The sequence below is a fragment of the Rhodococcus sp. TAF43 genome (genome assembly GCF_052113525.1).
In the GTDB taxonomy this organism is placed as follows: domain Bacteria; phylum Actinomycetota; class Actinomycetes; order Mycobacteriales; family Mycobacteriaceae; genus Prescottella.
The window spans coordinates 1-21,345 of sequence record NZ_JBFRDL010000008.1; the positions used below are offsets into that span (position 1 = coordinate 1).

The 21,345-nt window shown below is 68.5% G+C and carries 19 protein-coding genes and 3 pseudogenes; 14 read left to right on the forward strand and 8 right to left on the reverse strand.

Features of this window, described 5'->3' with window-relative positions; all coding sequences use genetic code 11:
* The 6 genes and pseudogenes from AB4Z09_RS07780 to AB4Z09_RS07805 form a co-directional block, all read left to right on the forward strand.
* Positions 1-1,428, forward strand: a 1,428-nt coding sequence (locus AB4Z09_RS07780; protein WP_442239479.1) for an ERAP1-like C-terminal domain-containing protein, incomplete at its 5' end; no start/stop codon positions are given.
* A 3-nt stretch (positions 1,429-1,431) separates the two neighbouring features.
* Complete coding sequence (locus AB4Z09_RS07785) at positions 1,432-1,902, forward strand: hypothetical protein (protein WP_442239480.1); 471 nt, start codon at positions 1,432-1,434, stop codon at positions 1,900-1,902.
* 79 nt (positions 1,903-1,981) lie between these two features.
* On the forward strand, positions 1,982-2,863 hold the full coding sequence (locus tag AB4Z09_RS07790; RefSeq protein WP_114724532.1) for an AraC family transcriptional regulator: 882 nt from the start codon (positions 1,982-1,984) through the stop codon (positions 2,861-2,863).
* A 143-nt stretch (positions 2,864-3,006) separates the two neighbouring features.
* Positions 3,007-4,059: pseudogene (locus AB4Z09_RS07795) on the forward strand (maleylacetate reductase); the annotation flags it as partial.
* A 90-nt stretch (positions 4,060-4,149) separates the two neighbouring features.
* Positions 4,150-4,935: pseudogene (locus AB4Z09_RS07800) on the forward strand (dioxygenase family protein); the annotation flags it as partial.
* Positions 4,936-4,973: 38 nt separating this feature from the next.
* The gene (locus tag AB4Z09_RS07805; protein WP_442239481.1) at positions 4,974-6,497 is read left to right on the forward strand and encodes an FAD-dependent monooxygenase; all 1,524 of its coding nucleotides are present in this window, start codon (positions 4,974-4,976) and stop codon (positions 6,495-6,497) included.
* 706 nt (positions 6,498-7,203) lie between these two features.
* Here AB4Z09_RS07805 and AB4Z09_RS07810 read toward each other — a convergent pair.
* The 3 genes from AB4Z09_RS07810 to AB4Z09_RS07820 form a co-directional block, all read right to left on the reverse strand.
* Positions 7,204-7,611 (reverse strand): DNA-binding protein, encoded by a 408-nt coding sequence (locus AB4Z09_RS07810; protein WP_114724535.1) that lies wholly within the window; start codon positions 7,609-7,611, stop codon positions 7,204-7,206.
* A gap of 98 nt (positions 7,612-7,709) precedes the next feature.
* Positions 7,710-8,132, reverse strand: coding sequence for a hypothetical protein (locus AB4Z09_RS07815; RefSeq protein WP_442239530.1), 423 nt, complete (start codon positions 8,130-8,132; stop codon positions 7,710-7,712).
* A 202-nt stretch (positions 8,133-8,334) separates the two neighbouring features.
* On the reverse strand, positions 8,335-9,231 hold the full coding sequence (locus tag AB4Z09_RS07820) for a helix-turn-helix transcriptional regulator (RefSeq protein WP_442239482.1): 897 nt from the start codon (positions 9,229-9,231) through the stop codon (positions 8,335-8,337).
* 109 nt (positions 9,232-9,340) lie between these two features.
* Between AB4Z09_RS07820 and AB4Z09_RS07825 the strand changes: the two genes are divergently transcribed.
* From AB4Z09_RS07825 to AB4Z09_RS07840, 4 genes are all read left to right on the forward strand, one after another.
* Positions 9,341-9,763: a VOC family protein gene (locus tag AB4Z09_RS07825; RefSeq protein ID WP_174913959.1), complete on the forward strand. Its 423-nt coding sequence runs from the start codon at positions 9,341-9,343 to the stop codon at positions 9,761-9,763.
* 54 nt (positions 9,764-9,817) lie between these two features.
* A complete protein-coding gene (locus AB4Z09_RS07830) occupies positions 9,818-10,279 on the forward strand; it encodes a hypothetical protein (RefSeq protein ID WP_442239483.1) in 462 nt (153 codons plus the stop codon).
* Positions 10,280-10,349: 70 nt separating this feature from the next.
* Complete coding sequence (locus tag AB4Z09_RS07835; RefSeq protein WP_174913955.1) at positions 10,350-11,111, forward strand: ABC transporter permease; 762 nt, start codon at positions 10,350-10,352, stop codon at positions 11,109-11,111.
* A gap of 89 nt (positions 11,112-11,200) precedes the next feature.
* Entirely contained in the window at positions 11,201-12,916 is a 1,716-nt protein-coding gene (locus AB4Z09_RS07840; RefSeq protein ID WP_254622679.1) for an alkaline phosphatase D family protein, read from the forward strand.
* 64 nt (positions 12,917-12,980) lie between these two features.
* Here AB4Z09_RS07840 and AB4Z09_RS07845 read toward each other — a convergent pair.
* Together AB4Z09_RS07845 and AB4Z09_RS07850 are read right to left on the reverse strand one after the other, a co-directional pair.
* Positions 12,981-14,327: pseudogene (locus AB4Z09_RS07845) on the reverse strand (DUF222 domain-containing protein).
* Positions 14,328-14,387: 60 nt separating this feature from the next.
* The gene (locus AB4Z09_RS07850) at positions 14,388-15,008 is read right to left on the reverse strand and encodes a class I SAM-dependent methyltransferase (protein WP_174913953.1); all 621 of its coding nucleotides are present in this window, start codon (positions 15,006-15,008) and stop codon (positions 14,388-14,390) included.
* A 110-nt stretch (positions 15,009-15,118) separates the two neighbouring features.
* Here AB4Z09_RS07850 and AB4Z09_RS07855 point away from each other — a divergent pair, with 110 nt between their 5' ends.
* The 3 genes from AB4Z09_RS07855 to AB4Z09_RS07865 all read left to right on the forward strand — a co-directional run bounded on the left by AB4Z09_RS07855 (position 15,119) and on the right by AB4Z09_RS07865 (position 17,169).
* The gene (locus tag AB4Z09_RS07855; RefSeq protein WP_174913951.1) at positions 15,119-15,724 is read left to right on the forward strand and encodes an AMIN-like domain-containing (lipo)protein; all 606 of its coding nucleotides are present in this window, start codon (positions 15,119-15,121) and stop codon (positions 15,722-15,724) included.
* A 55-nt stretch (positions 15,725-15,779) separates the two neighbouring features.
* Positions 15,780-16,376: a CHAP domain-containing protein gene (locus tag AB4Z09_RS07860; protein WP_174913948.1), complete on the forward strand. Its 597-nt coding sequence runs from the start codon at positions 15,780-15,782 to the stop codon at positions 16,374-16,376.
* A 73-nt stretch (positions 16,377-16,449) separates the two neighbouring features.
* Positions 16,450-17,169: a hypothetical protein gene (locus AB4Z09_RS07865; RefSeq protein WP_442239484.1), complete on the forward strand. Its 720-nt coding sequence runs from the start codon at positions 16,450-16,452 to the stop codon at positions 17,167-17,169.
* A 26-nt stretch (positions 17,170-17,195) separates the two neighbouring features.
* Here AB4Z09_RS07865 and AB4Z09_RS07870 read toward each other — a convergent pair whose 3' ends face one another.
* The 3 genes from AB4Z09_RS07870 to AB4Z09_RS07880 are packed head-to-tail and all read right to left on the reverse strand — an operon-like array spanning position 17,196 to position 19,987.
* Complete coding sequence (locus AB4Z09_RS07870) at positions 17,196-17,747, reverse strand: hypothetical protein (RefSeq protein ID WP_254622678.1); 552 nt, start codon at positions 17,745-17,747, stop codon at positions 17,196-17,198.
* Positions 17,744-18,553, reverse strand: a complete 810-nt coding sequence (locus tag AB4Z09_RS07875) for a MerR family transcriptional regulator (protein ID WP_442239485.1) — start codon at positions 18,551-18,553, stop codon at positions 17,744-17,746. The genes AB4Z09_RS07870 and AB4Z09_RS07875 overlap by 4 nt, the downstream gene beginning before the upstream one ends.
* 60 nt (positions 18,554-18,613) lie before the next feature.
* Positions 18,614-19,987 carry a glutamine synthetase family protein gene (locus AB4Z09_RS07880; RefSeq protein ID WP_174913939.1) on the reverse strand — a complete coding sequence of 458 codons (1,374 nt, stop codon included), beginning with the start codon at positions 19,985-19,987 and terminating at the stop codon, positions 18,614-18,616.
* 45 nt (positions 19,988-20,032) lie between these two features.
* Here AB4Z09_RS07880 and AB4Z09_RS07885 point away from each other — a divergent pair, with 45 nt between their 5' ends.
* Complete coding sequence (locus tag AB4Z09_RS07885) at positions 20,033-21,220, forward strand: amidohydrolase family protein (RefSeq protein ID WP_429520251.1); 1,188 nt, start codon at positions 20,033-20,035, stop codon at positions 21,218-21,220.
* Positions 21,221-21,345: the final 125 nt, after the last annotated feature.

Sequence of the window (21,345 nt, forward strand, 5' to 3'; positions counted from 1 at the left end):
CAGGACCAGCTGCCGACGACGCACCCGATCGTCGCCGACATCGTCGACCTGGAGGCGGCGAAACTGAACTTCGACGGCATCACGTACGCCAAGGGCGCGAGCGTCCTCAAGCAGTTGGTCGCCTATGTCGGGCGCGACGCGTTCTTCGAGGGTTCCCGGCGGTACTTCCGCGAGCATGCCTTCGGCAACACCACGCTGGCCGACCTCCTGGCGGAGTTGTCGGCGTCCTCGGGCCGTGACCTGGGCGCGTGGGCGCAGGCGTGGCTGCAGACCACCGGCGTCTCCACCCTCACCCTCGAGGGCGGCGACGACGTGCGCGGGTACGAGATCGTGCAGAGCGATCCGAGGCCGCACCGCCTGGCCGTCGGGCTCTACGACTTCGACGACGCCGGTGACCTGGTTCGACGTGATCGCGTGGAGCTGGACGTGGTCGCCGAGCGGACACCGGTCGACCTGTCCCCCGCGACGCTCCGGCTGCTCAACGACGGCGACCTCACGTACGCGAAGGTGCGTCTCGATGCCGGCTCGCTCGCGACGGTCGAGCGCTCGCTGGACCGGGTCGTCGACCCGCTGGCCAGGGGCCTCATCTGGTCGGCGCTGTGGAACGCCACCCGCGACGGCGAACTCGCCCCCGAGCGGTACCTGACGATGGCACGCGCGTTCGCGCCGTCCGAGCCGAACATGGCGCTGCTGACCGCGTTCCTGGCGAACGCGTCGTTCGCGATCGGCCACTACCTGCCCACCGAGGCGCGGGACCGCTGGCGGCGCGAGTGGCTCGAAACCTGCTGGACGGCAATGCAGGAAGCCGAATCGGGCTCGGGTGGACAGCTGGCATGGGCCCGTGCGGCTGCGGCCGCAGCAGTTGTCGACGACCGTCACGCGGCCGACATCCGTGCGATCCTCGACGGCGGCCGGCCGGGCCCGGACGGGCTCCGGTTGGATCCGGACCTGCGCTGGGCGCTGTGGACGGCGCTGTCCGCGACCGGGCACGCCGACCCGGAGACGCTGGACGTCGAACTGGCGCGCGACGACACCGCGTCCGGGCGGACCGCCCAACTGCGTGCGCTCGCCGCCCGCCCGGACCCGGAGGTCAAGGCGCGGGCCTGGGCGTCGGCGCTCGAGGACACGGCGCTGAGCAACGACCACCTCGACGCCGTCATCGCCGGATTCCGGGCGGGCGAGCGCCGCGACCTGATCGCCGGCTACGACGACGCCTACTTCGCGGCGATCCGCGGGGTGTGGGCGCAGCGCAGCATCGAGATCGCCCGCCGGATCGTCCTCGGGCTCTTCCCGGCGTCCGATTCGGTCGATTCGGTGGATTCGTGGCTCGCCGCGAACGTTGATGCACCGGGCGCACTGTGCCGACTGGTCGCCGAACAGCGCGACCACCTCGCCCGGGATCTCCGGATCCGGGCGACGTGGTGTTGACGGGTGTCGATGCTCGTTCACCCGATGCGGTTCGCCACGACCAGGTCCAGGAAACGCTGGTTCCTCAGCCACCATCACTCCGACGCTACGGTCGACTACCCGAACCTCCTGATCCTGTCCTGGCGCAACGGGTACAACGGTCCGAAGAAGCCGATCAGGGTGCTCGGCCCCGAGAATCACGGTGCGCTACACCTGATTTTCAGGGACCGGGACTGCAGCCGGAAGTGTTGGTGCTCCGAATCCCCGACGCCCGGTACCGCCGCCTCGACCCGCAAGCTGCTCGAGGCGTATGCCACCGACATCAATGATCGGATGCGCGACAACGCCAAGCAGGATTTGCGGGAGATCTTCGATGTTGCGGACATCGAGCCACCGACCGGTCTGGGTGACGAGAAGGCGCGGACCGACTTCACCGGCAACCTCGTCGTGGGCGAGGATCTGATGCATTTCGGGATCGGGAAGCCACGCGGGTAGCTCGCTACCATGGTGCGATCGCAGTGAGATCGCCCCGGTCGTGTGCGTGCCCGGACGGTGGCGGCGGGAAGGAGCCGGCATGGTCGAGCTGGGACTCGACGACACCGTAGGAATCCTCCGGCAGCCATGGGTGCATCCACGCCGGACCAGCGCGGGTCGTGGATGGTCCGGTGCGTATGTCTCCACCCAGGCGGAACGGCCCTACCGGGGTGCATTCGACGGGGCGCGTTCGCACCTGCTGATCCTGCATCTCGGTGGACCCGTCGACGTCGTCCGCGGGCGTGGTGGTGCCGCCCAGCGGACGACGGTGCCGGCCGGGGGCTTCTTCGTCCATCCGGCCGGCCAGGAGTTGACCGTCGAACTCGGTGCGGACCTCGACACCATTCACGCGAACCTGGATGCCGCGTTGCTCGAGGAGGCCGCGGACGGGCGACCGGTCGAGTTGGAACCGCATATCGGCGTCCACGATCCGATGCTCGAGCAACTGGTGCGGTCGATGGACGCCACACTGCGTGACTGGCACCCGTCCGCACGGACGTACGCCGACCATCTGGTGACGATGCTCGCCGTGCACCTGGTGCACCGGTACGGCGCCGGACGATGCCGGGCCGCGGCGGATGGACCGGCGGCAGGTGGCAGATCGACCCGTAGCAGTGTCTCTGCTGTCATCGATTTGATGAAACATCGCCTGGCGGAGCCTATTCCGTTGTCCGAGCTGGCCGGTGCCGTTGCACTGAGCACCAGCCAGCTCACCCGGCAGTTCAAGGCTGCGACGGGGATGACACCCCACCGGTACCTGGTGCGGCTGCGGGTGGAGCAGGCAGCACGGGAGCTGCGGACGGGGGACCACCCGATCGCCCAGATCGCGGTCGACTGCGGGTTCTCGCACCAGGAACACCTGACCCGCACGATGCGGGCTCAGTTGGGCACCACGCCCGCGCAGGTTCGCCGCGCGGGCTGAGCCGGCCTTTCTCGGGTTCGGCATGCACGTTTCGTGCCTGCCGATGCGCGGATCGTGCAGGACGACTCGGCCGCCGGGCGTCCATCATCGACATCGGTGTGTGACTTACGCAACGTGTGACGTGGAATGTGAGAGCGGCGAATATGAAAACCTTCACCTACAACGCACAGCCGTCGCGAGTGGTGTTCGGAAGCGGTACGAGCCGAACCGTCGCTGACGAGGTTCTGCGGCTGGGGCGCAGCCGAGTGCTGCTGCTCACCGGCCATGATGTGGCCGAGCCGGCCACCGAAGTCGCTCGGGCACTCGGCGATCTGCTCGTCGCCCGTTTCGACGGGGCCGCGATGCACACCCCCACACAGGTCGCCGAGGAGGCGCTGGCCTCGGCCCGCGCCCACGATGTCGACTGCGTCGTGTCGGTGGGCGGCGGATCCACGACGGGTCTGTCGAAGGCACTCGCGGTGCGGGCCGGCTACGACCAGGTGATCATCCCCACCACCTATGCCGGGTCCGAGGTCACACCGGTGCTCGGCGAGACCGAGAACGGCGTGAAGACGACCCGGTCGTCGGCGGACATCCTGCCGGAGACGGTGGTCTACGATGTGGATCTCACCGTCGGTCTGCCCCAAGCGATCACGTTGACCAGCGCGATCAACGCGATGGCGCACGCGGTAGAGGCACTGTATGCGCCGGAGGCCAATCCGGTGACCGATCAGCTCGCCCTCGAGGCGATTCGCGGGATCACGCAGGGCCTGCCGAAGGTGATGGCAGATCCGTCGGACCTCGATGGCCGCGGTGAGCTGTTGCAGGCGGCCTGGCTGTCGGGTAGCTGCCTGGCCGCGGTCGGAATGGGGGTGCATCACAAGCTCTGTCATGCACTCGGCGGCGGTTTCGATCTGCCGCACTCGCAGATGCACACGGTGATCCTTCCGTACGCGATGGCGTACAACGCGCCCGCCGCGCAGGACGTGATGCGCCGGATCGCCCAGGTGATGCGGGTGCCGGACGCCGCCGCCGGCGTCCACGACCTCGTCGCGAGCCTGGGCGGGCCGACGTCGTTGGCGGAACTCGGGTTCACCGTCGACGACATTCCGAAGGCAGCGGCTCTGGCGACGGCCCGGCCGTACCCGAATCCGCGTTCGGTCACTGTCGACGGCATTTCCGCGTTGCTGGCAGATGCGGTGGCGGGATCCCGGCCCGGCGGCGGAAACGCCTTCCCCCGTGCCGAACTCGACCGCATGTCACGCGCGGTGGTCGCCAGTTTCGCCGGCACCGAGGATCCGCGCTTGCACACCCTCATGACCGACCTTGTCCGTCGTGCGCACGATTTCGTCACGAGCAACGACCTCACGACCGCCGAATGGGAATTCGCGATCGACTTCCTCACGCGTACCGGGCAGGTCTGCTCCGATGTGCGCCAGGAGTTCATTCTGTTGTCGGACACGTTGGGGATCTCGACGATGGTCGACATCCTCACCAATTCACGTGTCCGGGAGCAGACACCGTCGGCGGTACTCGGCCCGTTCTACGTCGAGGGTCCGCCGGCCGTGCGATCCGGAGCGGATCTTGCGGAGGGGCTTCCAGGCGTCCCGATGTGGGTGGACGTGGCCGTCACCGACCCGGACGGCGCCCCGCTCCCGGATGCGATCGTCGATGTCTGGCAGTCCAACGAGGACGGCTTCTACGACGTGCAGCTGCCCGATCTCGACGGTCCGGTCCTGCGCGGTCAGTTCCGAACCGATGCCGATGGGCGGCTGCGGTTCTGGACGATCCTCCCGTGCGAGTACCCCATTCCCGACGACGGGCCGGTGGGGCAGATGCTCGATGCAGTCGGCCGGCACCCGTTCCGGGCCCCGCACGTGCACTTCATGATCAGCGCTCCCGGGCACCGCCGCCTGATCACCCAGCTCTTCCCGTCCGACGGCGCCTACCTCACCTCCGATTCGGTATTCGGGGTGAAGCACAACCTGATCGTCGACATGCCCGAACATCGGGGCCCCACCCCGGATGGCCGCGTGGTCGACGGGGCATGGCGCCGACTCGATTTCACCTTCCGCATAGCCCCCGACGCGTGACTGCGCTCCCCGTCGGATCACTACTTCCGGAGACAGACATGACCAACGACAAGACCTACGACACCGACGTTCTCGTGATCGGTAGCGGGCCGGCAGGTGGTTCGGCGGCACTGTTGCTCGCCACCTACGGTGTCGACACGATGCTGGTGAACAAGTACGGCTGGGTAGCGAACACGCCGCGTGCACACATCACCAACCAGCGCACCCTCGAGGTCCTGCGCGATCTCGGTGTGGAAGCGGAGGCGCTCGCGCAGGGCACTCCGCAGGACATGATGGGTGACACGGTGCTGTGCACGTCGCTCGCCGGCGAGGAGATCGGCCGGATCAGCACTTGGGGCGCCGGTGAGGCACATCTGTCGGAGTACTCGTCGGCCAGCCCGTGCCCGATGATCGACCTGCCGCAGACCTACATGGAGCCGATCCTGGTGACCAATGCGGCCGAGCGGGGCGCCAAGTGTCGGTTCGACACCGAATTCGTGTCCCTTGAACAGGACGCGGACGGCGTCACCGCGACGCTACGTGACCGCTTGCGAGGTGACGAATACACTGTCCGTGCAAAGTATCTCATCGGTGCCGACGGTGCCAGGAGTGTAGTTGCCGAGCAGATCGGGCTGCCGATCGCGGGTCGTAGCGGTGTCGGTGGGTCGATGAACATCTGTTTCACCGCGGATCTGTCCCGTTACTGCGAGCACCGTCCCAGTGTCCTGTACTGGGCGATGCGCCCGGGTGCGCACATGGGCGGTATCGGTATGGGTCTGATCCGCATGGTGCGGCCGTGGAACGAGTGGCTGCTCACGTGGGGCTACGACATCGAGGGTGAGCCGCCGACGCTTGACGAGGACGAGGCCCGCCGTATCGTCCTGGACCTGCTCGGCGACGACAGCATCGACGTGCAGATCGACTCTACGTCGCTGTGGACGGTGAACCACAGCTATGCCACCGAGTACTCCCGGGGCATCTCCGGGGGCACCGACGAGGACGGCATCGAGACGGGACTCGCGATGTGTCGCGCCGAGACAGCGGAGGGGGCGGCGCGGCGGCGCGCGCTGATCGACGCGATCGAGCTGAAGAACTACGAGTTCAATGCGCACGGTGTCGAGCTCAACCAGCGGTACGCCTCGTCCGCAACGGTGCCCGACAGCAGCGCCGAAGAGGAATGGGTCCGGGACCGAGAACTGTTCGCCAAGCCGACCACTCGGCCCGGAGCCAAATTGCCGCACGCATGGCTGGTCGACGGGGACGGGCTGCGCCGTTCGACCCTCGACGTCGTCGGGCGCGGACAGTTCTCCGTTGTCACCGGCCTGTCCGGTGGGGTGTGGGAGCGGGCCGCGGCCGCCGCGGCCGAGAAGCTCGACATCCCCATCCGGTCGGTCCGGATCGACACCCCCGGTCTGCGGGATGCGTACGGCCGGTGGGCGCGGCTGCGGGAGATCGCCGAGGACGGTGTGCTGCTGGTGCGTCCCGACGGGTACGTCGCGTGGCGTCGGAACACGTCGCCGAACGCCGAAGCGACCGCCACCGCGGAGCTGACCGCGGCCCTCACCGCGGTACTCGACCGGTAGTCGGACCGACGGGAGTGGAAACCTCTCGGCTGCTCCGCTACGCATGCAGTGGCACCGAGAACGGCGACTGAGACGAAGCACCAGCTTTACGGGAGCAAAGGCGAAGACAATGTGTGGCCGTGAACCGGCCGACTCTGCGTCGATGTGCCCGAGGACCAGGTCGACGAGGCGCGTTCTGCATGGACTCGGCCGCGCGCGGGGACGTGCGTAACTTCCCGGCGTCCGATTCGGTCGATTCGGTGGATTCGTGGCGCGCCGCGAACGGCGATGCGCCGGGGCACTGCGTCGACCGGTGCTCGAGCAGCACGACCATCTGGCGCGCGATCTGCGGGTTCGGGGGGCCTCTTGTTAACGCTGTATGTCGCCGCTTTTACGCCTGGCTCACATCGCGTTTCTTTTCTGTAAGGCATTGCGGAATCTGGGGATTAGCACTTGGAACACGGTCGTCCGGTCCGTTAGACATGCAGTGGCGCCGACAACGGCGATACAAGAGAAGCAGCGCTTCAATGGAATAAGGGGTATCAAATGGGTTCTTCCACAGCGGATCTCGGTAAGGTCGCAGCCGGCGCGACGCTGATCTCGACGGTCATCGGCCTGGTCGCCGGTGTCGCCGGTGTCGCCGCATTGTTCGTCTGAACAACGCGGCACCAGCGCACCTCGGGCCCGAAGTCGTTCGTCGACTTCGGGCTCGAGCCTTGTTCGGGGGTCAGGTGCGCTTGACCAGCCTGTCGTATCGCTGCCGTGCCGCCTGTGTGCTCCCCAGTCCCAGGCCGAAAGCGATTTCTTGCCAGGTCATTCCACGTTGCCGCGCGATGTCCAGGAGCAGTGCCTCCAATTGGTCCATCTCGGCGCGGGCCTTCGGGATCAGCCCGAGCGCCGCGGTGACGTCGGCGTCGTCGATCTCCGGCTCTCCGGGGTCCGGGGTGTGGACGCCACCGGCGATCGCGGCCACGATGCGGATCGCGCCCAGCGGATCGAGCATCTCGGGGTGGGACTGCCGCGCCCGCTGCTCGGGCGTGGTGCCGTGCCTTTCGGCGATGCGGAACAGGCCGGCGTACTCGCGGTGGGCCCGCTCGCGGCTCGGGTTGGGCGGGGTGAAGGGATCTGAGGTCATACTTCGAGCGTCCGCCCCGTCCCCACCTGTTGTCAACGAATTATTGACAACAAAGTGTTCACAAGCGTCCGGTGGGTGCGATCGGGCGGCGCCGTCACCTACGGAACGTAGATGGTTGCGAGGCCCGGGGTGGTCGTTCCGCCCACCGTGGATACGACGGTCACGGCGACCTGCCCGGTGCCGGTCTGCAGGGTCGCTGCGGGCGGGAATCCGTGGAGGCCGTCCGACAGCCGGGCGGAGCCGAACGCCCCGGTCGACAGGTTCAGCCAGTGCACGTCGGCCGAGAGCAGGCATCCCCACCGCCCGTCCTTGCCGCCGGTGATCGTCAACGTGCCGGGCTGTTCGCCGACCACGGTCGCACAGCGGATCGGGGGCACGTCGAAACTGCCGTTCGGGTTCCCGAACGGCGCCGGATCGATCTGGAACGGGACGGTCACCGCCGCGGAGGCCACGGCGACCGGCGCCAGGACCGAACCGGCCGCGACGGCCGCGCAGACGGCCAGTCGGCGAACGAGATTCATCACGGGGACCTCCTACAGTCGGGTGATCGGGCGTGGAACCCATCCTGCACCCGGAGCGCGGTCGCTGCAGGGGGATCCTCGAGTTGGCAGGCCAGACGTTCGGTCGCGACGACGGTGGGGTGCCTGTCCGTGGCGCCGTGCAATCACGAGCCGGGCTCTGCAGCGTGCGCGTAACGCCTTGCGAGGGTGGCGAACGCAGCGGTCAGTTCGGGTGGACGACGACGTCGATGTCGGCATCGAACCGGCCGATCGCCGCGGCCAGCGATTCCCACGACCAGGCACCGGCGACGAGTCGGCAACGTCCGCCGCCGAGATCCTCGACCGTGTCGGTGTCGACATACGGCAYGATCTCTGTGGCGGGTATCCCGAGGATCACCTCGCCGGTGCAGGGCCACTGGTCGGGTCCGGGCGACCCCTTGAATCTCGCGGCGACGTAGGCCCTCACGTCGCCGGCCGGTAGCTCGCGGCGGGCGAATCCGGGCCCGGTCGGGACACGGGGATGGACCCGGTCCGCGCGGAAGATCCGCCAATCGTCCTTGTCGAGGTCCCAACCCACGAGGTACCAACGCCCTGCCGCCGCCACAAGGTGGTGAGGTTCGAGCCGACGCCGCTCGAAATAACCTGCGCGAGTGGGATAGTCGAATCGCAGAACATCCTGCGCGGCGACTGCTGTGCTGAGGGAGACGAGTACGGCGGGGTCGACGTCCGCCGGCGCGCGCAACGCGATGATCGGCAGCGAATCGAGTCGATGCCGGAGCCGCGACGGCATGACCTGACGCACCGTGGACAGCGCCCGCTCCGCAGCATCGGCGACCCCGGCTCCGCTCGCCGCCACCGTCTGCAGGGCCATCGCGATGGCCACTGCCTGTTCGTCGTCGAACAGCATCGGCGGCAGCTCCGATCCGGCCTCCAACCGATACCCACCGTCCGGACCCTTGAGTGCGACGATCCGGTACCCCATCGCCCGCAGGCGATCGACGTCCCGCCGCACGGTGCGCGAACTGACCTCGAGCCGTTCGGCGAGAACCTGGCCCGGCCAGTCTCTGCGTGTCTGCAACATCGACAACAGCAGCAGCGAGCGCGAGGTGGCCGTCGACATGTCTCGAAAGTACCCGAAGTAGCGGACAGGAACTGACCGCTTCTACTGGGAGCGTTGCTGACACCACCGGTCGAGAACCGGTGGCCGACCGCTCTCGAGGAGAAACAACATGCCCGTCAACGTCACCCCCCACCTGAACTTCCGTGGCGACGCCCGCGAAGCGCTCGAGTTCTACCGATCGGTGTTCGGCGGCGAGCTGGCCGTCATCACCTACGCCGACGCGCAGAACGTCACCGACCCGGACGAATCGGATCAGGTGATGTGGGGACAGGTTCTCTCCGACAACGGCTTCCGCATCATGGCCTACGACGTGCCCTCTCACACCACGTGGGAGCCCGGCACGATCCCGTTCTTCGTCTCGATCCGTGGCACCGACGCCGAGGAGATCTCGGCCTACTGGGAGAAGCTTGCCGACGGGGCGACGATCCTGGCTCCACTGGCACCCGCACAGTGGGCTCCCCTCTACGGAATGCTCGTCGACAGCTACGGCGTCACCTGGGTTCTCGACGTCGAAGCCCAATGGAACGCCTGACGCGGCGAAACCGGCGTCCCACGGCGGGGGACCGGGGTTTGGTTGACTTGGAGCATGAACGACCTACCCGAGAAGATCGAGGTGCGGGGCACGGTGCTGGACCGCATCGGCCTCGCGGCGGAGTTCGTCTGCTGGGCTGCCGATCTGCCCGGTGACGAACCGCGAACGGTCAGCATCGTCATCGAACCGGCGGGGCCTCCTACCGATCAGGCCGTCGACTCCGCGGCGCAGGCCATCGCCGGTTTCGACGTGCTGGCAGCCGCTGCGTCGCGCTATCTCGTCGCCGAGCTCGCCGATCCGGTGTGGGAACTCGACGCGGAGGACCGTGCGCGGCTCGACGGGCCGGAGGCGCCGTTCGGCCTGCCCGAGGCAATCATCTGGTCGGACGGATCATGGATGATCCGTTTCGCCGAATGCGGCCTCGCGATAGGCGAGGAGTTCGGGATCGGCGTGCGCTTCACCGGGACGGCACCGGTCGGAATCGAGGATCTGTCCGGGTCAGCCGAGGTCCTGTGACCGCTCGGGCCGACCAGGATCGCGCGGCCGGCATTCCGCTGAGCGCCGTCTTGGTGGGAAGGTGACGACCGTGAGTACCGCGCTGGCGAACCCCGGCCTCGCGCTCGTCGTGCTGTGCGGGGTCATGGTCACGATGGCGGCCGTGGTGTACCGGTTCGCCGGTCTGGGCAATCCGCTGACGGCTCCGCGGGCCGCGGTCCGGGGTGCGCTTCAGCTCGTCGCCGTCTCCCTGATCCTGGCCGCGGCGCTGGCACACCTGTGGTCGTCGTTGCTCGTGCTCGCCGTGATGTTCGTGGCCGCCGCGGTGACGGCGGCCCGGCGTGCGCGGGCGGGGCGGTCGGCGGTGTGGTTGTCGGTGGCCCTCGCCACGGGTGTCGGCCTGGTGGTTCCGCTGATGCTCGTCAGCGGGGTCGTGCCGCTCCAGGGCGTCGCGTTGGTGCCGATCGGGGGCATAGTGCTCGGTAACGCCATGACCGCGACGGCACTCGCCGCCAAACGCGGCCTGGACGCGATCGACCAGCGATGGGGCGAGGTCGAAGCCGGGCTGAGCCTGGGGTTCAGTGTGCGGGACGCCCGCATGGAGGTGGTCGGTCCGGCGGCGTCCGACGCCCTGCTGCCGGGGCTGGATCAGACCCGCACGGTGGGTCTGGTGACACTGCCGGGGGCGTTCGTCGGTGTCCTGTTGGCGAGCGGTTCCGCGGTCCAGGCCGGCGCCGTGCAGATCCTCGTCCTCGTCGGCCTGCTCCTCGCACAGACGTGTGCGGTGGCGGTCGCGATCGAGCTGGTTGCCCGCGGGGTGGTCCACCGCCCCGGAGCCCGGCAGGTGTTCTGACGGGGCGACCGCGGCGAACAGTAGGTGAACACTCGGAGATTCGGCCGATCTGAGTTGAACATCCGTCCGAATTTCGTTGTGATCCTGTCGTGTTCGAGAATCGGGCGCCCGAGGGCGACAAGAGCGACATTCGGAGCGGTGTGAGCCGACGCGGTCTGCTGCGCGGCTCGGCGGTGCTGGCAGGTGCCGGGCTGACCGTCGCGGCGGCGGGACGCGCCGCCGCCGGGGTCCCGGCGTCGGGACCTGCGGGACCTGCGGGATTCGTGCACGGCGTGGCGTCGGGCGATCCGCTGCCCGACGGCGTCATCATCTGGACCCGCGTCACGCCGTCGGCGGCAGCGCAGCCCGGTTCGGGTGTGGGCGAGACGGTTTCGGTGACCTGGGAGGTCGCGACCGACAGCGGCTTCGGTGCCGTCGTACGTAGCGGGACCGTCACGGCCGACCCCCGGAGCGACCACACCGTGAAGGTCGACGTCGCCGGGTTGCGGCCGGGCACCACGTACTTCTATCGGTTCACCGCGGCCGGGCAGGTCTCGCCGGTGGGACGGACCCGTACCGCGCCGGCGACCGACGCCGACCTCGACCGCCTGCGGTTCGGTGTGGTGTCGTGCTCCAACTGGGAAGCCGGATATTTCGCGTCGTACCGCCTGCTCGCCGAGCGGGACGACCTCGACGCGATCCTGCACCTGGGCGACTACATCTACGAGTACGGGCGCGGCGAGTACGGCGCCAGGAACGGCTCGGTCCGCCTGCACGATCCGGCACACGAGATCGTCTCGCTCGCCGACTACCGGATCAGGCACGCGCAGTACAAGACCGATCCCGATCTGATGGCCCTGCATGCGAAGGTCCCGTTCATCGCGACGTGGGACGATCACGAGTCCGCCGACAATGCGTACGACGGCGGCGCCGAGAACCACGATCCCGCCACCGAGGGAGACTGGGGTGCCCGGAAGGCCGCGTCCACGCAGGCCTACTTCGAGTGGATGCCGGTGCGGACCAACGGAACCGATGCGGCGCTGTACCGACGATTCCGGTTCGGCGCGTTGGCCGAGCTTTCCATGCTCGATCTGCGGACCTACCGCGACGAGCAGGCGTCCTCCGGTGCGGGGTGGCGCCAGACCGACTCCCCCGACCGCACCATCACCGGCCGCGCCCAGATGGACTGGCTCACTGGCGGTATCGTCACCTCGCCCACCCGCTGGAAGCTGGTCGGCAATCCGGTGATGATCGCGCCGTGCGCGTTTCCGCCGCTCGACACCCACACCACTGCGGCCGTCACCGAGATGATCGGCCTGCCCGACGCCGGCATCCCGTTCAACACGGACCAGTGGGACGGCTACACCGCCGACCGGCGTCGTCTGTTCGATGCGATCACCGCGAACAACGTCCGTAACACGGTGTTCCTGACCGGCGACATCCACACGTCGTGGGCATGCGACCTGCCGGTGGATGCCGCGAACTACCCGGCCGCCGGCACGGTCGGCACCGAGTTCGTGGTGCCGTCGGTGACGTCACCGAACATCGACGATTCGCTGCAGGTTCCGCCGCGCACCGCGACCGTCCCGGTCGAGGAGGCGTTCAAGGCCTTCAACCGGCACGTCCGGTACGTCGAGCTCGACTCCCACGGCTACGGCGTGTTCGAGGTGAACAAGGCTGGGGCGCAAATGGACTGGTTCTACGTCAACGATCCCACCGATCCGCGCGGCACTGCGCGGCACGGGGTGAGCTACCGCGTCGCGGACGGCTCGCAGCAGGCGCATCCCGTCGGCACGCCCCTCGACCCCGCCGCATACCGTCCATAGCCTGCGCGGGAATGGCGCAGCGTTGTACTTGCCCGCGCCTGCTCTCGACGGGTGATGCGGAGAATCAGGCGGCGAGCGGCCCGGCCCGGTTGTGCGCCGGGATGGGCTTCTTGTAGGGGTCGACCGAACTCGGTGGGGTGAACCTGGGGGTACCCCCTGCACGAAGTGCTTGGGGGCGGATGCCGGTCGATGCCGATCTCGACGTCCCAGTGCGAGTGGTGCAGCAACCGGTGGTGGTAGCGGCACAGGAGTACGAGGTTGTCGAGGTCGGTGGGTCCGCCGCCGGCCCAGTGCTGGACGTGGTGGCCTTCGCAGTGGGCGGGTGGTGCGCCGCATCCGGGGAAGGCGCAGCCGTTGTCGCGGGCGGCGAGGGCTCGGCGTTGTTTCTTGGGCACGGTGCGGGTGGTGCGGCCGAGGTCGAGCGGTACCCCGTCGTCCATGAGGACGGGTGTGAGGGTGCAGTCGCAGGCGATGCGGCGGGCGGTTGCGATGGTGAGCGGCCCCATCCACGGCATCCAGGCGACGTCCTTGTCTCCCAACGTGTCCGCGTGATCGGCGGGCGTGCTGCTGCCTGTGTCGGCGTGGTCGTCAGTGTTCGGCTCGGTGCGGGCGAGGTCGCGGGCGTTCACGTGTAGTGACAGGTGTGGCCGTTGTCCGCCTTCGATGGGGGCGTCGCCGGAGTTGAGGTAGTGGCGCAGGATGTCGGTGAATGCTTCGGCGCGTCGTTGTCCGGGAGTGCGGGTGGACGCCGAGTCGTCGACCGGATTCCTCGGTTTGGTGAGTGCCGAGAGTGCGGTGAGGAGCATTTCGCCTGTGGCGGAGTCGAAGTCGCCTTTGACGGCGACGCGCCCGTTGAGGGTTTTGGAGGCGTGGAGTTCGTTGCGGTCGGTGTCTTCGCTGGCGGGCAGGTCGTCGGATTCGAAGATCCGCTCGAGTTTGGCGATGGCCCCACGGACGGTGTCGGTGGCGGCGGGTCCGGTGGCGCAGTCGAGCAGCACGTTTCGGCAGGAGTCGAGGGCTTCGTCGGGCATGCCGCGGGGCGGGCGCTCGCAGAATTTGGCGATCAAACCGGCGTGGTCGGCGGAGATGCGCAGATTGTCGTAGGCGTCGGCGATCTCGGGTTGGCGTCGGAGGGCTGTGCCGAGGGCGAGGATCCGGGCGGCGGCGGGTACTACGAGGAGGGTCGTCGATGCGAGCCAGAGTTTGACGCTGCGGAAGCCGAGGGCGTCGAACGAGATTACGCGCTCGTCGATTTCGGCGACCGCGGCGACGTGGAGGGTTTCGAGGCGTTCGATCTCGCGGGAAATGTCGACCAGGCGGCGAGGAGCTCGGATTCGGGGAACGCGCGCACGTCGTCGGCGTGCAGCGGTAAGGCTGCTGCGCCTGGTTCGATGATTCCCCCCGGATTCATGCTGCAAGTTTGGTTCGAACATATCTTCGAGTCAATGGATTGGTCGCCGAGACTCGAGCCTCAGCGTCGTCGCGCGACCAGGTGCACCTCGGGGAATCGATGGTTCGCATCCGGCCTGCTGATCGTCCGCCACACCTCGTCGAAGCCGGCGTCGGCAAGCGCAGCGGCGAGGCGGTCCGGATGCCAGAGCCAGGCCGGTGCCACGGCATGGTCGAACTCGATCACCTCGCCCACGGCATCGGTGGTCTGGCCTGCAACCGCGACGAATGCACCCGGGGCCACCAGTGCGGACCAGTGATGCAGTACTGCGGAGACTTCCGCGGGTGGGACATGGATCAGGCTGAACCTCGCCAGAATGGCTCGGACGGCTACGCCGGCGAGTTCCTCGGCGGCCAGGTGCGCGTCACCGTAGACGAATCGGAGGTGCGGATAGCTGCGTCGGGCGATTCCGAGCATCGCGACGCTCGGATCGATGCCGAGCACGTCGAGTCCCTTGCTCGCGAGGTCCGCGGCGACATCGCCGGGACCGCACCCGACATCCAACACCGCGCCCTCGCCTGGACTGTCATGCACGAGATCCGCGAACGCTGCGATGACCTGACGCTCGAGTGGCGTCAGGTACGGAGATGGAAACGTCTCGGCGTAGAGATTCGCCATGACGTCGTATCCCGGCTGATCCATGCCTCGAAGTGTCTCAGACGATCGTGTCCTGCGACGTAGAGTCGACGCGGGCGGGGTAGTCAGGCGAGGGGGAGTTCGTGTCGAGGGTGAAGTCTGCGACCATCGGAGCAGTGGCAGGTGCGATCATGTTGGCGGGCTGTGGCGCCGATTCGGGATCGCCACAATCGGATTCGCTGCCCGCACCGCCAGCTACGTCCACTCCCGCCGACCGCACCGGCAGGATCCAGTTCGGCGCGACTCCTCTACCCCCGGCGACGCTCGAGCCCCCCGTGCCCGCCGTGCCCGCCACCGACGTCCCGTCGCCCGACGGTGGTGGTCCCACTGCGGCAGTGGACGACGTGCGGATCGAGATCGACGCCGACACCGGCATCGAGAGGGTTGTCTATCTGTTCGACGGTTCCGGTGTTCCCTTCTGGAAGGCGGGATATGTCGCCGAGGCGGTCCCCTACGGCGGCGGTCCGACCCTGCCGGTCACGGGACGGGCGATCATGCAGGTCGACATCATGGGTACCGCGCTGCCCGCGCGCCGCCTCTACGACACCGCAACTCCCTTGGTGGGACCGGACCGGTCCCGCGTAACCCAACTCTTCCTGCTGCCCGACACACGAGACGTGAACGGAACCACCCAGTCCTTCATCGGTCTTCGCGCCGAGCCTGCGCAGTTCGAAATTGTGACCGTCGAGGATCCGCCCCAGCTGATCATCGAGTTCCGCTGACCCGTTCGGGTGCCGCCACCCGAGCACCGTCTCGTTTCCAGCTACATTCGAGGGCATGAGCGCACAGCCCGTCGCCCGTCGTCGTCGCCTCGCCGTGTGGAGCGCATCCGTGATCGCGGTGCTGGTGCTGGCGGCGGGCGCGGTGCTGTGGTGGGCGCCCGATCGGTACCTGCCGTGGGACACCGCGGCCTTCCCGGACGTCGACACCGCGACGCTGACTCCCACACAGGCCAAGGTGGTCGACCTCCTCGAGGCCGAGCACCGCGAGCAGCGGCCCGGCACCTTCTATTCCGACGGCGCGAAGGAGCCGTGGTGCGCCAACTTCGTCAGCTGGATCATGCGCGAGGCGGGGGAGCCGCTGTCGAATCCGAACTCCGGGTCGTGGCGGATCCCGGGCGTCTACACGCTCCAGGAGTATTACGAGGCCGAGGGACGGTTCGAGCCGATGGGCAACGGCTACCGCCCCAAGACCGGTGACGTGGTGTTGTACAACAACGAGTTCCGGATCGGTCAGCACACCAACTTCGTCGTCGCTGTCGACGGCGACGACGCCACCACCGTCGGTGGCAACGAACTCGGCAAGATCCGGGTCCACGACCTCGATTGGGAATCCGATTCCGCCGTTGTCGGTTTCGGTCGACTCGATTCCTGATCACGCCGGGCAGAGGCGACCGCTTATGCTCGCTGTAGGAGCACGCCATCCAGTGGCGTGAGGGGGAGTTTCGATGAGCACGATCGATCCGATTGCCGCCAGACGCGCGCGACTGAACCGTCCACCGGGTGTGGGGCGGGTCTCGCTTGCCCTGATGCTGCTGTTCGCCGGGGGCGCGGGTATGGGGTACGGCTGGCCGAGGATGTTCGGCGGTGGCATGGAGCCGGAGTCCTTCGATCCGCCTGCGCTCGCGTTCGTCGGGGCCCTCGCCGGTCTGCCGCTGGCGATCGCCGGGTTCATCCTCTGGGCGTCGATCGCCCTCAAGGCCCGCCATCTCGGACTGCTCTACGGTATCGCCGCCTGGTGGACCGGTGCCGGCATCGGCGTGATCACCGCCGGGCGGCAGATCGGTGACAGCCCGATCGTGACCGGCATCGGATACGGCTGCCTCGTGATAGCGGCGATCTGTCTGATCGGTGGACTGAACGCAGCGCGCGGACGGCGGGCCCGACGCGCCGGCGACCACCAGACCAAACGCACCGGCACGGTCACCACGGCGATCGTCAGCGACAAGGGATACAGCGTCTTTCGGGAGAGTGACCGGATCTTCACCGCGGTGACGTTCTCGTTCACCGACGGCGGGAACACCCAGCGATGGGTGCAGCGGCGGATGGTCGTCCATGCCGCCACCCCCGTTGTCGACGGCCAGCAGACCCGACTCTGGTACGACCCCGCCGACCCCGGCAACGACAAGAAGATCGTCGTCGAGCTGGCGGACGAGTGGTCGCTCTGAACTCCTTGTGAGGAGAAGGGTTTTCGTCAGCACCTCATGCTCAGTCGGGCGCACAGATCCCTCGGCGCGTCGACGTACAGGCTCACCCCGGTGACCAGGGACGACTCGAGTTGCGCAGTGGCCGTGAGCTTGTCGACGGGGACCGGCACGTCGAAGTCGATGTCGACGACGGTTCCGTCCGGACCCGGCAGATAGAGCCGGCCGTGGTGGATGCCGGGGGAGGTGTGCTCGAACCGCCGGCTGGGGAGGGCCCGGGCGATCCGACCCCGATCGACGGACAGGATCGTCGCCCGGCCTGACCGCAGGATGAGCTTCTGGGCGGTCACCAGGTGCGGATGGACGGCGCGGGTCGCGAGCCAGCCCGCCGCAGCGGCGACGGACGCGACGGTGAGTACGAGGAGCGCCACCCGCAGCCACTGCCACGGCACGAGCAGGTGCACGGCCGTGGCCTCGACGCCGGTGGCGATGAGAAACGCCACCGGGATGCCCAGCGTGCCAGCGGTGTACCCGAATGTGGAGACGCCGTCGCCGGCTCCGTCGACTCGTCCGCGGCACCACAACCACAGCGACCGGATCACGGCGAGACCTCGGGCACGATGCCGAGTCGCTGCAACAGGAGGGTGAAAACGGCGCCCTGGGCCTGATCGGGGACGAGGTCCGTGACGGACACCGTGGATCCGTCCAGGGACGGGACCGCGGATTTCCACTGTTCGAGGATGCCCGCCTCCGCCAGCACCGGCCGAATCGTGTTTTCCGTTGCCTCGACGAGTGATTCGATCTCGCTCGTGCAGTGGGCCGGATCGTGGCCCCTCAGGGCGGCGAACCGCCGGTACAGGTTCACGATCCGGTCCCTCGCGCGCTCGTCGGCGAGTTGACGCGCGGCGGAGTCGAAGAACGCCTGGGGGGCCGCCCCGGAGATCGCCACCAATTCGAACGCGTCGCGCTCCCGTTCGAACTCGGCCCGCACGGCGGGATCGGACTCGGTACCGATCAGATCGGCGAAGATCAGCGCCAGGCCCGGCGGAAGCGGGGAGACCGGTCGTCCGGCCCGATGGGCGGCGAGCATTTCCTGCAAACGGCTGCTTTTGGTTGCCAATACCTGGCGTTCCGCCTCGATGGAGTCGATCAACGCGGTCAGGTCCAACTCGAGGTCGTCGGCCGCCGCTTCGTCGGTCGTGGCGGACACGATCGACGACACCGAGCCCAATGGCACCCCCGCACTCGCGAGCCACCGCACCCGCATGAGCCGGACGAGGTCCGCGAGGTCGTACTCGCGATACCCGTTCGCCAGCCTCCGGGGCTCGTCGAGCAGGCCGAGTCGGTGGTAGTGCCGGACCGTGCGCGGTGTGGTTCCTGCCGCCTGTGCGATGTCGCTGATGCGCATGAGACCAGCATCAACTATGACGCTACGTCAGGGTCAAGACCAGGCCGCGGTGGGCGTCCGTCAGAACGCCCACCGGAGCGCCGCGGCGATGTCCTCGTCCGTCGCGCCGCTGAACTGCTCGATTTCGGCGCGGTGCACGTCGACGATGGTGCCGGCGAGTTCGGTGCCGAATGCGTGGGTCAGCAGCGTGTCGGCCTCGAACGCATCGGTGGATTCGGCGAGCGATGCTGGGAGACGACGGATTCCGCGTGCCTCTCGTTCCTCCTCGGACAGCGATGCCGGGTCGACGTCCACGAGTGCGGGCAGGCGCAGGCCTGCGCGGACGCCCCACATCCCGGCGAACARCAGGCCGGCCATGCACAGGTACGGGTTGGCGGACTGGTCGAGGACCTTCACCTCGAGATTCGCCGCGCGGTCCTCGTCGCCCGTGCTGCCGGTGATCAAACGCACTGCAGCCTCACGGTTCTCGTGCCCGCACACCTGGAACGGCGCTGCCCACGCACCCGGCACCAGCCGCAGATAGCTCGCGACGGACGGCGCCCCGACGGCCAGCAGCGCCGGCAACCGTTCCAGGATTCCCGCCGCGAACGACTCTGCGGTGTCGGTGATCCCGCACGGCCCGTCGCCTCCGCTGTGCAGGTTGATCCCCTCCCGCCGCAGCGACAGGTGCACGTGTCCGCCGTTGCCGACGCCCGCGGCCTCGACCTTGGGGGAGAAGGACGCCCGCAGGCCGTGCCGTGTGGTCACCGCGCGGATGGTCTCGCGCACCAGTACGAAGGTGTCCGCGGCGCCGAGCGGATCCTCGGCGGCCACCGACACCTCGAACTGTCCCGGCGCGTACTCGGGATGGATCTGCTCCACCCGCACGTCCTGCTCGCGCAGCGCGGACAGCACGTCGGCGAGATACCCGGACCGCTCCACGAGCCGGGCGAACCCGTACGCGGGCCCGCGGGTGGCGGGCACGAAATCGTTCTCGTCCTGCCCGATCACCCATTCGATCTCGAATGCGGCTCTGGCCGTCAGATCGTCCTCGACGAGCTGGGCGACGGCGCGGCGAAGCAGGCCGCGCGAGTCCTGGGGATGCAGGTCGCCGTCCTGCGTGTACCGGTCGACGGGTGCCCACGCCCATCCCGGCAGCGCGGTCAGCACCGTGACCCGGTCCAGGTCGGGCAGCAGGCGCAGATCGCCCACCGGGCCGCCGGCGAAGCGTCCGGCGACGATGGTGTCGTCCGGGGTGAACGCGTCGAACACGGGGGAGGCACCCACACCCCATGTCGCGGCCCGTTCGAACCGCTCGACGGGCACCGCCTTCATCCGGTTGACGCCGCTGTTGTCGACCCAGGTCAGGGCGACGCCGACGACGCCGCGCGCGGTGAGCCGCCGAGTCAGCCGCGCGGCCTCGAGAGCCCGTCGGTCACGTTCGTGCCGATCCATCGCATCTCCCTCGCGCCGGGCCTGATCAGCGGCACAATGGCGTAGATGGCGCCGTTCCCAGACGATACGCCGGGACCGCCCGGCGAGAACCCGATTGCGGAGCTGGTCGACAGGATTGCCCTCGTCGACCATCACTGCCACGGGATCGTGCGCGAACCACTCGATCGCCCCGCCTTCGAGGCGTTGCTGTGCGAGGCGGCCGCGCCCGGTCCGTGGCACGGCAGCCTCTTCGACACCCAGGTCGGGTTCGCGGTGCGGCGGCTGTGCGCGCCCGCGCTGGGCCTGGAGTCGCACGTCGCACCCGACGACTACCTCGAGCGTCGTGCCGAACTCGGTGCCGACGAGGTGGCCCGGCGGCTGCTGCGCGCGGCCGGGATCGCCGAGTACCTCGTCGACACCGGGTTTCGGCCCGAGAGCCTGACAACGCCCCACGAGTTGGCCGCGTACACCGGCGGGACCGCGCACGAGGTGGTGCGCCTGGAATCACTGGCCGAGCGCGTGATCGTCGAGCACGGCCCGCCCGACTTCGCGGACCGGTTCCGCGAACAGGTTCGCAGTGCTGCGGGGTCCGCCGTCGCGTTCAAGACGATCGCCGCCTATCGGGTGGGGCTCGATCTGCCGCCCGAACACCCCTCCGACGCGGCGGTCTTCACGGCCGCGGTGCGGTGGGCGGCGGACATCGACGGCGGCGCGCCGGCGCGACTGGTCGACGGGACGCTCGCCCGGTTCCTCATCTGGACGGCGGTCGACGCCGGGCTGCCGATCCAGTTCCATGTCGGGTACGGCGACGCCGACACCGACCTCGCCCGCGCCGACCCGCTGCTGCTCATGCCGCTGCTGCGCGCCACCGCGGACCGCGGCGTGCCGATCATGCTGCTGCACAACTACCCGTTCCACCGACACGCCGGTTACCTCGCGCAGGTGTTCGACCACGTCTTCGTCGACGTCGGCCTCGCGGTGCAGAACGTCGGAGCCCGCGGTGCGACGAGGATCCTCGCCGAGCTGCTCGAGCTGGCACCGTTCGGGTCGGTGCTGTTCTCCACCGACGGTTGCGGCCTGCCCGAGTTGTTCCATGTGAGCGCGGTGCTGTTCCGTCGGGCGTTGGGGAATGTGCTCGAGGATGCGGTGGCGCAGGAGCATTGGAAGGCCGAGGATGCGGAGCGGATCGCCCGGATGATCGCCCGGGACAACGCGCGGCGCGCCTATCGACTCGGGTCCCGACCCATCGGTTGATGCAGGTCGGCCGTTGGTCAAGTGACCGATTGGTTCGAAACGCCGAGGTGGGGGGAGGGTGACCCAGGTCTCCCTCGTGGCGTAGTTTCGGCGCACAATGACCTCGCCACACCGGCACGCATCGA